Raw genomic sequence first — 14,018 nt, 5'->3', positions numbered from 1 at the left:
TTTACTATTGCGCCAGTCAAGCAGTACCATTTAGCATGCCGCCGACCCACGTATATCCGATGCGGATCGTGCTGATTAACTCAAAACAGGATATCGCAGGGGTAAATATCCGCAACCACCTCCTGGCTCTGCTCTCCGGGAGCAATTCATGGCCGCTCGCGGAGGATCATACGCTGACGTTCCACGAGGTCGACGGACGGCTGATCTACCAGGACCGGATCGACCGGGAGGTCGATGCCGACCTCATCATCTTCATCTCCCGGCACTCGAGCGTGCAGCCGACGCCCGCCCTGACCGTGCATGTGACCGGCAACTACGGGTCTGCCGACCTCGGCGGCGAGCCGGGGGAGCTCGCGCCGGCAGCCCCTAGATGGATGCACGCGGTCCTCGGCAACCTCGCCGCCCGGGCCCCGGAGGGCTACCGTGCCTCCTACGAGGTAACGCATCACGGTCCGACGGCGCTTTCGACACCGTCGTTCTTTGTCGAGATCGGGTCCACTGCTGCCGAGTGGGCCGATCCGGCAGCCGGGAGAGCGGTGGCGGAGAGCATCCTCTCGGCGGCACCGACCGAGACGATCAACCTCATCGGGTTTGGTGGGACCCACTACGCGGTGCGGCAGACCGGGATCGCTCTCTCCTCCCGGGGCGCCTTCGGCCACATCGTGCCGACACGGCAGACCGGTACTATCAGCCCCGACAGCCTCCGGCGGATGCGGGAGGCAAGCCGCGCCGTTGCCGCCTACATCGACAGGAAATCGCTTCCCGCCGACGAGGCCGGGCGGATCGAGAAGCTGCTCGACGACGCCGGGATGCTCCTCCTCTCCGAATCGGAGGTCGTTGAGGCCTCGCGCCTCGAATGGGCCACCTACCTCCGGGTACGGGCTCTTGCCGAAGAGATCGCCCCCGGATCACGCATACGTATCCACGGCCTTGCCGGCCTGGGAAACCCCGTTCCTGTGCCGGTAGTCACCGATCTGGTCGAAGAAACGGTAAAATCTGATAAAGTCAGGTTTTTAGAATCTCTTGATAAATTGCCAGTGGTTCATCTCTCGAAAGGTTCGAAAGAGGTGCTATCGACCTTTATCGGCTTTGAGGACGGGTCCTCTCAACTCGCAAGTGATATAACTACCCTGTGCGTAAAACTCTTACTTATCTGTGAAGACGCTGCTATCGACGGTGATCACCTCATCCTCCGGAAGGTGCGGTTTGATCCCGAAAAAGCGCGCAGACACGGGGTCCCGAGAGGGCCGCTCTATGCCATCCTTGCCGGCGGGAGAGCGGTTGAGATCGAGGGGCGGAAGATCACACCCGATGCAGTGCAGACAACCAGCGTGAAACGGATACATATCCCGGGATTGGAGAGGTATACATGAAGTCCATCGTAGAAGAGGCACTTTCACGGGCACGAGAGGAGCAGCGGTTTGCTGAGCCCACTGAGGTCGACAAAGAGCTTGAGGATGTCCTCATGGAGCTCCGGACTGAGATTGCAGTCGTCGGGTGCGGGGGCGGCGGTTCGAACACGGTCACCCGGATGGCGGAGGAAGGCATCAACGGGGCGCGGCTGATCGCTCTTAACACCGATGCTCAGCACCTTATTCGGACCCGGGCTGAGACACGTATCCTGATCGGGAGGCAGAGGACCCGCGGTCTTGGTGCAGGCTCGATTCCGCAGGTCGGTGAAGAGGCGGCCCTTGAGAACGAGGACGACATCAAGCATGCTGTCGAGGGATGCGATATGGTCTTTATCACCACCGGGCTTGGTGGCGGCACCGGCACCGGCTCAGCACCCGTCGTCGCGAAGTCCGCCCGGGAGGAGGGTGCCCTGACCATCGCCGTGGTCACCCTGCCGTTCACGGCCGAAGGCGCCATTCGCGCCCAGAATGCCGAGGCAGGCCTCGAACGGCTCCGTGAAGTGGCCGATACCGTCATCGTCGTCCCGAACGATCGCCTGCTCGAGGTCGTGCCCCGTCTCCCGCTCCATGCCGCCTTCAAGGTATCAGACGAGGTGCTGATGCGGGCGGTCAAGGGCATCACCGAACTGATCACGATGCCCGGGCTCGTCAACCTGGACTTCGCCGATGTCCGGACCGTCATGGAGCGCGGAGGCGTCGCGATGATCGGGATGGGCGAGAGTGACAGTGAGGACAAAGCCGCCGACTCGGTCAAGAAGGCGCTGCGCTCCCCGCTGCTCGATGTCGATATCTCCGGGGCGAGCGCGGCGCTCGTCAATGTTGTCGGCGGGCCGGATATGACCATGTATGAGGCTGAGGCCGTCATCCAGGAGGTCTATGACCGCATCGATCCCGATGCCCGCATCATCTGGGGTGCCCAGGTCGATCCCGAGATGCAGGGCAGAATGCGGACCTTACTTGTCGTTACCGGTGTCCGGTCACCACAAATATATGGGAGAAACGAAAAGAGTATGCCACGCATGATGAAACAATTTGAGATCGACTTTCTGAAGTGAGCCGGTATGATGGATTATAAAGAGAAGTTTGACGAAGTAAAGTCGTTCAAGATCGAAGAGGAGCTCTTCAAGAAGTACTGGCGCGTGCTGAAACTGGCGCGAACGCCGACCCGCGACGAATTCTCCAAGATTGCGATCGTGGCGGCTGCCGGGATCATGCTCATCGGCCTTGTCGGCTTTATCATATACGAGATCCTGCTGGTAATGCCCAAATGATGGATATGGCTGAGAGCGCAAACAGGGTATATGCAATAAAGACGACCGCAAAGCAGGAACGGACGGTAGCCGATAACATCGAGAAGGTGACGAGGGAACAAAAAGACATCCATGTCATGGCTGTCATGGTCCCCGAGGAACTGAAAGGCTACGTCCTTGTGGAGAGTCCTGACTCGATCGCCCGAATAGAACAGCTGGTGGAACTGATCCCCCATGCGCGCGCGGTGGTGCAGGGTTCGACCGCGCTTTCTGAGGTAGAACATTTCCTGGTCCCGAAACCGGTGGTCAGCGGCATCACCGAGGGCACCATCGTCGAGATCATCGCCGGCCCGTTCAAGGGCGAGAAAGCGGTCGTAAAACGGATCGATTCCGGGAAGGAAGAGATCACGGTCGAGTTGTACGAGAGTATGGTCCCCATTCCGATCACGGTACGCGGCGATTCCGTCCGCGTTGTGGAACGGTCGGACGAGACTGGTTAAATACCCCTCCATTCCTCTTTTTCCCACCCTGACAGGGAGCGTTATGCCGCTGGCGTCGTAATTCCTTTTGCCTGGCGCACCGGTTTGCCCCGATCCCGGGGTTCAGGGGGAGAACCGCCCGACACTATATTTAAATCCTCTCACGTTGACCTTGGATAACCCAGGCAACTATTCCCCTGAGGAATAAGCTGGTGAATTTGTATGGCAGAAACGGTCGAGGTATTGGTACCCGGCGGCAAGGCAACTGCAGGTCCGCCTCTCGGGCCCGCACTCGGACCTCTCGGTATCAACGTGAAGGCTGTCGTCGACGAGATCAACAAAAAGACAGCTGACTTCAACGGCATGCAGGTGCCGGTGACGGTCACAGTCGACGAGAAGCGGAACTTCACGATTGAGGTGGGCATTCCGCCCACGACGGCGCTCGTTATGAAAGAGGCCGGTATCACCAAGGGTTCCGCAGAGCCGGGTACTCAGGTGGCAGGGAACCTGCCGCTGGAGGCCGCTGTCCGTATCGCCCGTATGAAACTTGATGGCATGCTCTCGTACGACGTCAAATCAGCGGTCAAAGAGGTCGTTGGAACGTGCGTGAGTGTCGGCGTCACCGTTGAGGGTATGAGCCCCCGCGAGATGATCCAGGCCATCAACGACGGTGCATACGACAGCGTACTCGTCGCATAGATGTCAGACAACCATAGAAGATCGTGAGGTCGTGTACTATGGAGGCAAAGGATGGTTGATAAAACCAGTATACAGGAAGCCGTGAATGCGGCACTGGAGAAGGCTCCGGAACGGAAGTTCAAGGAGAGCGTGGATATCACCGTCAACCTCAGGAACATTGACATGTCCCAGCCCAAGAATCGTATCGATGAGACGATTCTCCTCCCGAACGGTTTTGACAACGTCAAGATCGCCGTTCTCGGGAAGGGCGACATCACCACGCAGGCAAAAGAGGTGAATGTGGACCTTATCATCGGACCTGAGGAGATCGAGCGGCTCGGGGGAGAACCCCGGGAAGCGCGTAAGATGGCGGAAGAGTACCAGTTCTTCCTTGCTGAGACGGCAATGATGCCTCTCGTCGGCCGGTACCTTGGTGTCAGGCTTGGTCCGCGTGGACGGATGCCGATGCCGGTTCCGCAGGGGATGGACATCAGGCCCATCGTCCAGCGTCTGAGAAGTTCCGTGAAGATCCGGACGAAGGATAAGAAGGTCTTCCACGCGAAGGTCGGGTCGGCCGGCATGGAGCCCGCTGAGATCGCCGAGAATATCGATGCGGTTCTCAGAAGGGTCGAGTCCGTCCTGGAGAGCGGGACAATGAATATCCACTCGGTCTATGTGAAGACGACCATGGGCCCGGCAGTGAGGGTGATCTGATGGCACTCTATACGCACCACCTGCCCCGGTGGAAGAAGGAAGAGGTCGAGGCGATCAAGCGCGGTATCGAGGGGCACACGCTCGTCGGTGTTGTGGACATGTATGGCATTCCTGCCTCGCAGGTCCAGCAGATCCGGCGGAACCTTCGCGGCACGGCGACGGTGAAGATGGCCCGGAACACGCTGATCGAGCACGCCTTAAACGAGCTCGGCGGCAGTGTCGCGGCCTTAAACGAGCACGCCGAGGGTCAGAGCGCCCTGATCTTCACGAACGAAAACCCCTTCAAACTCTTCAAGCTGCTTGAGAAGACGAAGACCAAGATGGCGGCGAAGCCCGGTGAGACTGCTCCGGAGGATATCGTCGTCCCGAAGGGTCCGACCACCTTCAAGCCCGGCCCGATTGTCGGCGAGCTTCAGCAGGTGGGCATTCCCGCAGCCATTGAGGGCGGAAAGGTCAAGATCCGTGAGACCAAGACGGTCGTGAAGAGTGGCGAGGTCATCAATAAGAAGGTTGCCGATGCGCTCGTGAAGCTCGGTATCAAGCCGATGGATGTCGGTCTCATCCTCCAGGCTGCCTACTACCGCAACACCGTCTTCACGCCGGACTTGCTTGCAATCGATGAGGAAGCCTACGCGAACAACATCGTGCTCGCTGCCCAGCAGGCGTTCAACCTCTCGGTCAATGCCGTCATCCCGACCAGGCTTACCGTCAGCGCCATCATCAGCAAGGCGGTCCAGGAAGCCCGGAACGTGGGCGTCGAGGCGAGCATCTACGAGAAGGATATCGTCGACCTGATCATCGGGCGGGCACAGCGCGAGATGCTGGCTGTTGCGCTCGCGGCACAGGGCCAGGGCTTTGAGCTCGATGAGGCGACCCTGAAGGCGGCAACGGCTGCGACCGCTGCGGCACCCGCGCCAGCAGCTCCGGCGGCAGCCGAGGCAAAGCCCGAGGAAGAAGAGGCGGAAGAGGAGAAGAAGGAAGAGGAGGAAGAGAGTGGCATGGCCGGTCTCGGCGCCCTCTTCGGCTAACTATAATTTCAACAACTGAGGTGAATCAACATGGAGTATATCTACGCTGCACTGCTCCTGCACAACGCAGGCAAAGACGTAACTGAAGAGAATGTGACTGCTGTCCTGAACGCGGCCGGTGTCGAGGTCCAGGACGCCCGCGTGAAGGCCCTTGTCGCCGCACTCGAGGACGTGAACATCGAGGAGGCCATCAGCAAGGCCGCCGTCGCGCCCGTCGCCGCTGCACCCGCGGCAGCCGCTGCCCCTGCAGCCGCCGCTCCCGCAGCCGAGGAAGAGGCTGAGGAAGAAGGGAAGAAGGAAGAGGAAGAAGAGAGCGGCATGGCCGGTCTCGGTGCCCTCTTCGGCTAAATTTTTCTTTTCTTTCGTGGATATTTACAGTACGGTTGCGCACATCGCTGGGACGGCTCGCCCCGCTTTTAAAGATCGCTGACTGATACGTCGCCACGGTGGCCATAAACTATAACCATCGAAACGTTGACGTCCCCGTACGGATGCTTAATTTGGATGGGGTCGGTCATGCGCATAGCTTTGATTGTTGCCGCAATGGTGATCATTGCGTTTCCTACAGTATGTTCAGGTCTTCAAACCTGAAAGTCCGGTGCCCGACGGCGAGACGATAAATCTCACCATCACCTCCCCGAAAGAGGGTGATGAAGTCTGGATCGACGTCGTTCCGCCTCACGTTGCGGTTATCGGCGAAACCGATGCCCCTTCCGGTATACGGAGCGTGATCGTGCAAAGCGAAATAGGGGAGGTTTCGTGTGGGAGCGGGACGAAGTTTGCATGTTCTGTACCGGTTTCTGTGGGGAAGAACAGAATCACGGTCATAGCGACCGATAACCTCGGAAACCGAGCGGAAAAATCTCTGAACGTGACCGTCCGCATCGGCATCCCGCCGCCGCCAGCGATCACCGTTTCGGGCAGGGTAACAGACCTCAAAGGCAATCCGATTCACAACGTATCCGTGCGATTTGAATCAGTATTCTGGCTGGATGGCGGCAAAGACTTCTCGGAGACGAACACGACCGGAAGAGACGGCAGGTATCTGATCGAAAACGCACTTGGGAGCAGGCAGACCGTCAGCGTTCAGAAAGAGGGCTATCTCACCCTCCAGCGCGAGATTATCTTCGAAGACGTGACGAACGAACTCGACCTGAAACTGGAACCCTCTGGCCGGGCAACTCTGGGATTCGATCTGCAGATAGGTATCATCGGAGTATTGGGAGCATTATTGGTCTTTCTGGAGGTCCGTCGGAGAAAGGAAGGGTGGTAAAGTACGTGACTGGCTGAATAGATCAGAGGACGGCTAAAACTCCTTTTTTTATTAGGCTCGTAAGACCATGAAAAGGACAAAATGTTCGAAAGGATGAAATACGCGGTACAGGGAATGATAAAAAAGTGAGCACAAAACCCACTGCATCCAGAGAGATTGGCATCTTGGTGATCGGGTTCTGTGTTCTGCTGGTCTTTACGGCAGGGTGCCTTATGCCTCCTGACGAGATCGGCCGCGATATCCTGGTCTTCAAGGTCGATGCTGAGGGTACAGAACAATGGCAGACGGTCATCGATACCGGGGGAGATGATATTGCCAGGACCATAACCCAGACTGCAGACGGGGGATATCTTATCGGTGGGGAGGTCTGGCCCTGGCGCGGTGGTCGATCTTATGGAGTTTTCAAACTCAACAGCAACGGTACCGTCGACTGGAATGTCATCGGAGAGGGAGCTTCGGCTTCTGTTGTCGAGACAGCAATAGGCACCATCGTAGCGGTCAGCGGTTCCAGCACCGAAAGTTCCAGAACCCCGCTCTTTGACCTGACAGGGAACCTCCTGAAGAGCGAAGTACAGAGTGCGGAGGCTGGCATCTTGGAGTCGGTCGCCGGGACTACCGACGGCGGGGTTGTCGTCGTCGGAACTTTCGGAGGAGATCTCCCGGTACTCAAGAAAGATCGGAACCTGACGGAAGAGTGGAGGAAGATCTACAGACCGACGACCGGGAGGGCCTCTGAGGATATCATCGTCCAGACATCCGACGGGGGTTACCTGGTGGGTAGTCGGATCTCTCTTCCGGACAGAGGCGGCTTTGACGTGTGGATACTCCGACTGAATGCCACAGGCGATTTACTCTGGGATACGACACTCGGCACGCCGCCACTCTACCACGACGTGCACTTCATGAGCGAAGGTCCAGAAAGCAAAAGTACTGTCATCTACAGCAACATAATGCTGGGACCGCTGGAGGAGGTTGTCCTTGATCCGGGTGGGAATGTGCTCGAGAAGAGAGCGCTCAATGCGTCGGTTCCGATCATCAAAACGACCGGTGGAGGATATGTATACGCCCCTGTTACGTGGTATTGCGAACCTCGGCTTTTGATCTTCTCCGACTGGGTAGGCGTCCCCCACGTCGTGAAGCTCGATCCCGGCGGACTCCAGGAGTGGGACATTGAACTGAACGTCACCTTCGCGATAGGCAGGGCGGTCTCGGTCATCCAGACCACCGACGGCGGGTATGCCCTCTTGGCGGACAGATATAACATCCCTACGGAGCCCCAGTAGCTGGCTTTTTGTGATGGGGGATCTGGAGGGTATGCGAAACATTACCATTAGTCCCCTCCACAATCCTCTCCTCTTTCCGGTGGCCATTCTCATCCATGCCGGTTCTCCCCCATGACAGTAAAATCTTCCAAGAAGTCCTAGGAATGAGATCGGGGAGAGATGGAGATGGGCTCCTCGGGATGACCGGTCGGCGGAGCTCTGCGAGGGGAGCCATGCTTGCGGATCTCGATCCGGAGATATCGCATTTGCACGGGAGAAATATCAGGAAAATGGGATGATAGTTCTCGTTCCTTGCCGGAGCGCACGTCTGTCATCAGGATCGGATTACGGATATTGCAGTCGTTTTTTCGAGTAAGCGTAAAACTATGTCTCCTTTTCATCGGCAATTGCGCCCATCACCCGGGTGAATTCCCTCATTTTTGCAAACGACCGACTGACATGTCGCCGCTATGGCCGTAATCTATAATTATCGGAACGTTGATGTTCCCATGCGGATGCTCAAAATAGCGTTCGCACCATGGTGGAGGTTCACCCGCCCTTGCACGGATAGGATGAACCCTCCACGGCCCGAAGGCTAGGGAGATATTTGTATTTCACATATTTATGGATTTTCTCCTTTGCCTCCGGGGATGTTACAGGAGAAAGTCACATGAATGGAAAAAATTGGAATGCGAGCATTTTCCGTACTCTTTGCTGTACTGTTGATAAGTATTGCGATGGTGCCGGTGGTGAGTGCAAGTAATGGGAGATATGCGGGTCCAACCGACATTGATGAGGGACCAATCCTCATTGTTGGTGTCGATGTGCCCGCGCCGGAACCGATACCGTTAGAGATACTGCTAAAAGCAGAATCTATGGAGATGGAGCACGATGACAGAGTGATTATCCAAGATACGGTAAGCTATCTGAGCTCTTGGAATGAAGAGTTGAAGTGGGGCTTATCTGAAGAGGAAGTCAAGAAATATTCCCAAATTCTTGAAGAACAGGTGTTGGTCAATTACTATGATGTAGACAATCGTTACTATCTAATACCGAACTTGGACAAATTTGGAGAGGAGTTGGGGCTTGTTTTAGGACTTAATGCTGATGAAGTGGATCGATACGTCAGAGCGCACAGAGAGCAAATTGCGAGAATTATTCAGGACGGCCATCTCGGTATCGCAGGAGCTTCTGCGCTTGATAGCCGTATAGATAGCTCTACAGGTAGCTCTCTCTATGTCAGCCCTTCATCGTATGTCAGCCCTTCATCGCAATCAGCACCCCACGCGACTGGAAAAGCCTACTATTTATATATATTCGTGGACTTCACGACCCCGGTCTCAGGCTTTCAGGGAACCTGGATCCAATCGAATCGGAATGCTGCATTGAGCGGCTTAAGCTCCGCGACAACGGCAATTCGCAACCAAGCGCCTGCGGCCGCTAACCTTGTCAACGACGGCGGTTTCTTGACCGTAACTGTTTCTGGACAGAATCAGGGCGATCATTCCAGCTCCTGGGGCCCGAATGGATGGATGGTAACAGCAGCAAGAAACCTCGGCTACACTGGTACGGGCTACGCTGCTACTGAGCAAATGGCAAGATCGATTAAAAGCTGGGCTGGAGCAGATCAGGTCGTGATTGTCTACCTAACGCATGACAATCAGGGCTGTTATGCAACAGGCACTAGCACGGGTTACGCAGACATGGCCGTGATTTCATACTGGTATCCAGGATTGCCTAACACTCCGCTTACCCAAACGCCATCTGGCGTTTATGCGCACGAGATATACCACCTCTATGGCGCCCTTGATGAATATAGTGGTAGTTCATTCTGTGGACAGTACAGCGATCTTGCCGTCAGCCCGATGCACGACAAATATACGAATCAACATCATGAGGGTTGCAGTCCGTTAAACATGTTCATTATGAGGAACTCTGTTCTTAACGCTGGTCCGAGCCCATCAACTAAGAACTTCATTGGTTGGGGTGATTGGAATGGAAATGGGATTCTCGACCCGTTCAAATAGCCGTGAGGTTGATCCTCAACCAATTTTTGGGATTGGATCGGCTATGCGCATAGCTTTGATTGTTGCCGTACTGATTGTTGCCGTACTGATGATCATTGCGTTTCCTGCAATAAACCCGGTACCCGGCGATGAGGAGATAAATCTCATCATCACCTTCCCGAAAGAGGGTGATGAAGTCTGGATCGACGTCGTTCCGCCTCACGTTACGGTTCATGGCGAGGTCGATGCCCCTTCCGGTATACGGAGCGTGGTCATCCAGAGCGAAATAGGGGAGGTTTCGTGTGGGAACGGGATGGAGTTCGCATGCCCTGTACCGGTTTCTTCGGGGAAGAACAAAATCACGGTCATAGCGACCGATAACCTCGGAAACCAAGCGGAAAAATCTCTGAACGTGACCATTCGCAGTGGACCACCTCCACCGCTGCTGATCATAGTCTTGGGCTATCTGATCGAAAATGCACTTGGGTACATAATAGGTATCATCGGAGTATTGGGAGTATTATTGATCTTTCTGAAGTTCCGTCGGAGAAAGAGAAGGTGATATTGTGCTTTTTCCATGCAGGATACGAAACTACCATCAGTTGCTTCCCCCTCTTGTCATAGCGGAGAGCATAAGCTTGGTAATCGACGGATTGGGAACCGAATGAATGTATAGACATGGAAACACAGATCTGAGAGTACTTTCCAGCATACTGATCTCAGGCAAATGGCCTTGATATCATGGCTCACTGGTTAATGAATGTAATAGTTGCCGTCACGGTTGTGGTAGGTCTCATTGGTCTGATCCCCTGTGCCAGTGCATCTGCTATTCACATCGAATATTTTCATGCACCTGGATGTCCCCCATGTAAACAGACCGATTCTATTATCGTCGGCTTTGAGAAAACCTATGATGATGTTCTGATTGCTGAACGGATCGACGTCAATACACCGGATGGATGGGATCGGTGGCTCCAATATGACTTTACCAATGTGCCGGCCGTGGTCGTGAACGGCACTATTAAAATTCCCAAAGAGGAGATCACCGAGGAGAGCATCAGGGCGGCGATCGAGATATCGTTATCCGGAGCCGAATCGGAAACGGACTCGCCGCCGATAAACTGGAACATCTCATTTGCCTATTCTCTAGGTCTTTTCTCCGGCTTTTCACCCTGTCTGATGGCGATACTCGGGTTCATACTGGTGTATACCACCGGATCGGGCAATGGCTTGAGAAGCAGCCTCCTTAACTCCATGATATTCGGCCTGGGGCTGGTCGCCGCGTACATCGTCATGGGGTGCTGCTTCCTGTTGGTGGGGATGTCGCTCGGCGGCTTCGGCCCGTACCTCGCCGTCGCGGCGGGACTGATCACGGTACTCACCGGGTTGAACCTGCTTGGGTTGATACAGCTCCCGCTCTCTGCAGACGGTTATATCCGATCCGCTATACAACGGCACTCGACCACCCTTGTCGGCTTGTTCGTCCTGGGCATGATATTCTCGATTGTCAAGGCCCCGTGTGCTGCACCGATGATTCTCGTCCTGCTGAGCAAAATCTTGATCGAGGGGTCCGTGCAGGATCTATCGCTTCTGCTCGTTTTTGGGGCGGGGGTGCTCACGCCGTTCGTCGGTGTCGGAGTCCTCGGGGGATACGGTTCGTCAAGCAGAATCAGAGAATATCGGGATGTCATTAAAGCCGCCAGCGGAATTATTCTGATTGGATTTGGGTTCTGGATCATTTTCTGGGGGTAAACGGCCATCTTATCTACAATTGACGCACACCCTCGCCCATAGAACGATTTCACTACACCAAATGGAGAACGATTCAAATGAAAAATCGAGCCGGGCAGGGGGAGCAGTACTCGGGGTACTATTGGCAATCGCCTGGATTGTTCTTCTGTGGTTCGTTGAACGTACTTTTTTCCCTCACCTAGACGGTATTCAAAATCCGGTCGTTAACTGGCTTTATATTGGCCCCATGATGTTTTTGTCTCCTTTGGGAACTACCTGATGTATCAGCGGGAATTAGGTGGTTTCGAAGTCATTCGTGGTGTAATTGGGGGCTTAAAAGATCTCTCCTGGGTATTCTGATCTGGCTCCCTGTTACAGTGGTATTATTTCCCTGCAGTGGGATGGTCCTTGGCAACTAAGCCCGATAGGGGTCTCCTTACCATGCTCGTTATTTACATTTTGTGGGAGAGAAGCGCAGTGCGGAAACGCTCTCCTGCATACGCAGGGCAGGACAATTCACGTTAAGGTATTGGAAATGCGAGCTCACTCCTATACCCGGATTTTCTTATCTCATCGATGGGTGGGATGAAGGTGAAAACCACGACTTTTCTTGGGATGGGTTCGTGATAAGCGGTACTGCGAGTGGTTTCCTCTCATGCGAGATCGGATCTCGATGACGGAGCGTGACGGCCGCAAGACAGGTATACGGACCCGCGCGCTGGAATTTAGCCCGACGAGATCTCGCGACCCATTTCGGCGGGATAACTCTCCGTGCCGGGATGGCCGGGGAGGCGGAGAGCTTCCGGATGCCTGTCGAAGAACTCCCGGGCAGCTTCGGAGAGCCGGTAGCGGACGAACCGTCCATCCCTCTCCGTGACGACGATCCCGTCTCCCTTGAACTCCCGCATCCTATCCGAGGCTATCCGACCGGAGATTCCAAGCCGTTCCGAGAGATCGTTCCGGTCCACCTCCATGGATTCGAGGAGACGCCCGAGCATCACCTGGGAAATTTCCTCCCGTAGGACGATCTGGATGCGCTGTTCAAACGCGGTGTGCCTCTGGTTCCTTGCGAAGTGCCCGTAGCGGCCCCGGTGACAGACGGTGGCCACCTTTCCTTCCCTGGCGAGCATGGCGAGGTGATACCGGAGCCGACTTCGCGAGACACCCGTAAGCTCGTTGAGTTCCCCGGTCTCGATGCCCGGATAGGCGGCGATCTGCCGGTAGAGGTCACGCCGGAGGTCGTCGTCGAGAATTGTGCGCTGTGTCACCCGTCGGTAGCCGAACGTTAGGAAGAGAAAGTAAACAAATTCGCCGGGGAAGAAGCACACGGGGAAGAATGTGAGCATGACATAGGGTAGCACCGCCCAGAGCGGCAAGTCCCAGAGTATGTTCTTCTCGAAGTCATACCTCTCGCCAGTGAGGTCGTGTACCTCGCTGGAGTACTTCCCCGGTTCGATCTCGTAACCGGCGGTTACCGTGGCCCGGGAGTGCAAGCTTTGCGAGGACCACAGCGACGAAAAGAAGGGAGAAGATCCGACTCCACCGCATCATACTGAATGATCGCCGGAAGAAGTGTTCAACGTTTTGCTATTCACCACCAGACGAACGTGTAGCCCTGGGTCCCGGTCACGCGGTCGCCGTAGACCTCGAAGTACCACGTTCCGGGGTGCAACGCACCGGAGGAGTGCTTTATGTTCAAGCATATCCTCCCGTTCACGGTGCCGTCGGCCGAGTCGTAGTACGGCCCGAGCGTGGCGATCGGCGTGAAAATCGTCAGACGAAGCGAGTTGGACGGATTGCCCCAGTTCAGATCGACGGTGCGCTCCGTCGTGCCTACGGGAACGTTGAACGAGTACAAGTCCGACCCGCCCTGTTTGATGCTGCCGGCGTTCATCGGCATGACGATGCCGCCGACGTTCGTCGACGTGAGCAGTAGTCTCTCCTTGAACGTCGTCTCCCCGGGGGTCACGACGTAGTTGCCGTTCTCTATCTCCTGTGCTCCGACGGCCGGGGTCAGCAGCGCCACGACCACCATGATAATTGTTGCGATTCCAATCAGTCTCATAGCGTATCGTTGAGGAATTTCGAGAATTACTATATCTCTTTTACGGCCACCGCGACGTACTAATCATGCAACCCGTACTCTAATCGCATCTCCCCTGCAGGAGGCGTGGAGGCCGGAACC

General features: G+C 55.8%; 15 protein-coding genes. 13 read left to right on the top strand and 2 right to left on the bottom strand.

The window, feature by feature from the left end:
• The first annotated feature begins 35 nt into the window (after positions 1 to 35).
• The 13 genes from QZ650_RS09570 (at position 36) to QZ650_RS09510 (ending at position 11,854) form a co-directional block, all read left to right on the top strand.
• The gene (locus QZ650_RS09570; RefSeq protein WP_292522496.1) at positions 36 to 1,373 is read left to right on the top strand and encodes a D-aminoacyl-tRNA deacylase; all 1,338 of its coding nucleotides are present in this window, start codon (positions 36 to 38) and stop codon (positions 1,371 to 1,373) included.
• On the top strand, positions 1,370 to 2,467 hold the full coding sequence (gene ftsZ / locus QZ650_RS09565; RefSeq protein WP_292518783.1) for a cell division protein FtsZ: 1,098 nt from the start codon (positions 1,370 to 1,372) through the stop codon (positions 2,465 to 2,467). The genes QZ650_RS09570 and ftsZ overlap by 4 nt, the downstream gene beginning before the upstream one ends.
• Positions 2,468 to 2,473: 6 nt before the next feature.
• The gene (locus tag QZ650_RS09560; protein ID WP_292518781.1) at positions 2,474 to 2,683 is read left to right on the top strand and encodes a protein translocase SEC61 complex subunit gamma; all 210 of its coding nucleotides are present in this window, start codon (positions 2,474 to 2,476) and stop codon (positions 2,681 to 2,683) included.
• A 5-nt stretch (positions 2,684 to 2,688) separates the two neighbouring features.
• Positions 2,689 to 3,162 (top strand): transcription elongation factor Spt5, encoded by a 474-nt coding sequence (locus tag QZ650_RS09555; protein WP_292519340.1) that lies wholly within the window; start codon positions 2,689 to 2,691, stop codon positions 3,160 to 3,162.
• A 201-nt stretch (positions 3,163 to 3,363) separates the two neighbouring features.
• Positions 3,364 to 3,840, top strand: coding sequence for a 50S ribosomal protein L11 (locus QZ650_RS09550; protein ID WP_292518779.1), 477 nt, complete (start codon positions 3,364 to 3,366; stop codon positions 3,838 to 3,840).
• A gap of 51 nt (positions 3,841 to 3,891) precedes the next feature.
• Positions 3,892 to 4,533 (top strand): 50S ribosomal protein L1, encoded by a 642-nt coding sequence (locus QZ650_RS09545; protein ID WP_292518777.1) that lies wholly within the window; start codon positions 3,892 to 3,894, stop codon positions 4,531 to 4,533.
• Positions 4,533 to 5,561: a 50S ribosomal protein L10 gene (locus QZ650_RS09540; protein WP_292518775.1), complete on the top strand. Its 1,029-nt coding sequence runs from the start codon at positions 4,533 to 4,535 to the stop codon at positions 5,559 to 5,561. Before QZ650_RS09545 ends, QZ650_RS09540 begins: the two co-directional genes overlap by 1 nt.
• A gap of 30 nt (positions 5,562 to 5,591) precedes the next feature.
• Entirely contained in the window at positions 5,592 to 5,909 is a 318-nt protein-coding gene (gene rpl12p, locus QZ650_RS09535) for a 50S ribosomal protein P1 (protein ID WP_011843258.1), read from the top strand.
• 250 nt (positions 5,910 to 6,159) lie between these two features.
• Positions 6,160 to 6,834: a carboxypeptidase regulatory-like domain-containing protein gene (locus tag QZ650_RS09530; protein WP_292518772.1), complete on the top strand. Its 675-nt coding sequence runs from the start codon at positions 6,160 to 6,162 to the stop codon at positions 6,832 to 6,834.
• 125 nt (positions 6,835 to 6,959) lie between these two features.
• A complete protein-coding gene (locus tag QZ650_RS09525; RefSeq protein ID WP_292518770.1) occupies positions 6,960 to 8,117 on the top strand; it encodes a hypothetical protein in 1,158 nt (385 codons plus the stop codon).
• Between the two features lie 653 nt (positions 8,118 to 8,770).
• A complete protein-coding gene (locus QZ650_RS09520) occupies positions 8,771 to 10,123 on the top strand; it encodes a hypothetical protein (protein ID WP_292518768.1) in 1,353 nt (450 codons plus the stop codon).
• A complete protein-coding gene (locus QZ650_RS09515) occupies positions 10,092 to 10,664 on the top strand; it encodes a hypothetical protein (RefSeq protein WP_292518766.1) in 573 nt (190 codons plus the stop codon). Before QZ650_RS09520 ends, QZ650_RS09515 begins: the two co-directional genes overlap by 32 nt.
• Positions 10,665 to 10,843: 179 nt before the next feature.
• A complete protein-coding gene (locus QZ650_RS09510; protein WP_292518764.1) occupies positions 10,844 to 11,854 on the top strand; it encodes a cytochrome c biogenesis protein CcdA in 1,011 nt (336 codons plus the stop codon).
• 704 nt (positions 11,855 to 12,558) lie between these two features.
• Here the strand turns inward: QZ650_RS09510 and QZ650_RS09505 are convergent.
• Together QZ650_RS09505 and QZ650_RS09500 are read right to left on the bottom strand one after the other, a co-directional pair.
• A complete protein-coding gene (locus tag QZ650_RS09505) occupies positions 12,559 to 13,326 on the bottom strand; it encodes a DNA-binding protein (protein ID WP_292518762.1) in 768 nt (255 codons plus the stop codon).
• 98 nt (positions 13,327 to 13,424) lie between these two features.
• On the bottom strand, positions 13,425 to 13,898 hold the full coding sequence (locus tag QZ650_RS09500) for a PPC domain-containing protein (RefSeq protein WP_292518760.1): 474 nt from the start codon (positions 13,896 to 13,898) through the stop codon (positions 13,425 to 13,427).
• Between the last annotated feature and the right edge of the window lie 120 nt (positions 13,899 to 14,018).

The organism is Methanoculleus sp. (genome assembly GCF_020696975.1).
Taxonomy (GTDB): domain Archaea; phylum Halobacteriota; class Methanomicrobia; order Methanomicrobiales; family Methanoculleaceae; genus Methanoculleus.
The sequence above is the reverse complement of the archived record's forward strand: the minus strand, read 5'-3'. Positions and strand labels throughout refer to the sequence as shown.

Excerpts from the sequence above, each read along its gene's own strand:
- QZ650_RS09510 (WP_292518764.1), top strand. The coding sequence starts at position 10,844 with ATGGCTCACTGGTTAATGAATGTAATAGTTGCCGTCACGGTTGTGGTA.
- QZ650_RS09545 (WP_292518777.1), top strand. The coding sequence starts at position 3,892 with ATGGTTGATAAAACCAGTATACAGGAAGCCGTGAATGCGGCACTGGAG.
- QZ650_RS09550 (WP_292518779.1), top strand. The coding sequence starts at position 3,364 with ATGGCAGAAACGGTCGAGGTATTGGTACCCGGCGGCAAGGCAACTGCA.
- QZ650_RS09540 (WP_292518775.1), top strand. The coding sequence starts at position 4,533 with ATGGCACTCTATACGCACCACCTGCCCCGGTGGAAGAAGGAAGAGGTC.
- QZ650_RS09515 (WP_292518766.1), top strand. The coding sequence starts at position 10,092 with ATGGAAATGGGATTCTCGACCCGTTCAAATAGCCGTGAGGTTGATCCT.
- QZ650_RS09555 (WP_292519340.1), top strand. The coding sequence starts at position 2,689 with ATGGCTGAGAGCGCAAACAGGGTATATGCAATAAAGACGACCGCAAAG.
- rpl12p (WP_011843258.1), top strand. The coding sequence starts at position 5,592 with ATGGAGTATATCTACGCTGCACTGCTCCTGCACAACGCAGGCAAAGAC.
- QZ650_RS09500 (WP_292518760.1), bottom strand. The coding sequence starts at position 13,898 with ATGAGACTGATTGGAATCGCAACAATTATCATGGTGGTCGTGGCGCTG.
- ftsZ (WP_292518783.1), top strand. The coding sequence starts at position 1,370 with ATGAAGTCCATCGTAGAAGAGGCACTTTCACGGGCACGAGAGGAGCAG.
- QZ650_RS09520 (WP_292518768.1), top strand. The coding sequence starts at position 8,771 with ATGGAAAAAATTGGAATGCGAGCATTTTCCGTACTCTTTGCTGTACTG.
- QZ650_RS09570 (WP_292522496.1), top strand. The coding sequence starts at position 36 with ATGCCGCCGACCCACGTATATCCGATGCGGATCGTGCTGATTAACTCA.
- QZ650_RS09560 (WP_292518781.1), top strand. The coding sequence starts at position 2,474 with ATGATGGATTATAAAGAGAAGTTTGACGAAGTAAAGTCGTTCAAGATC.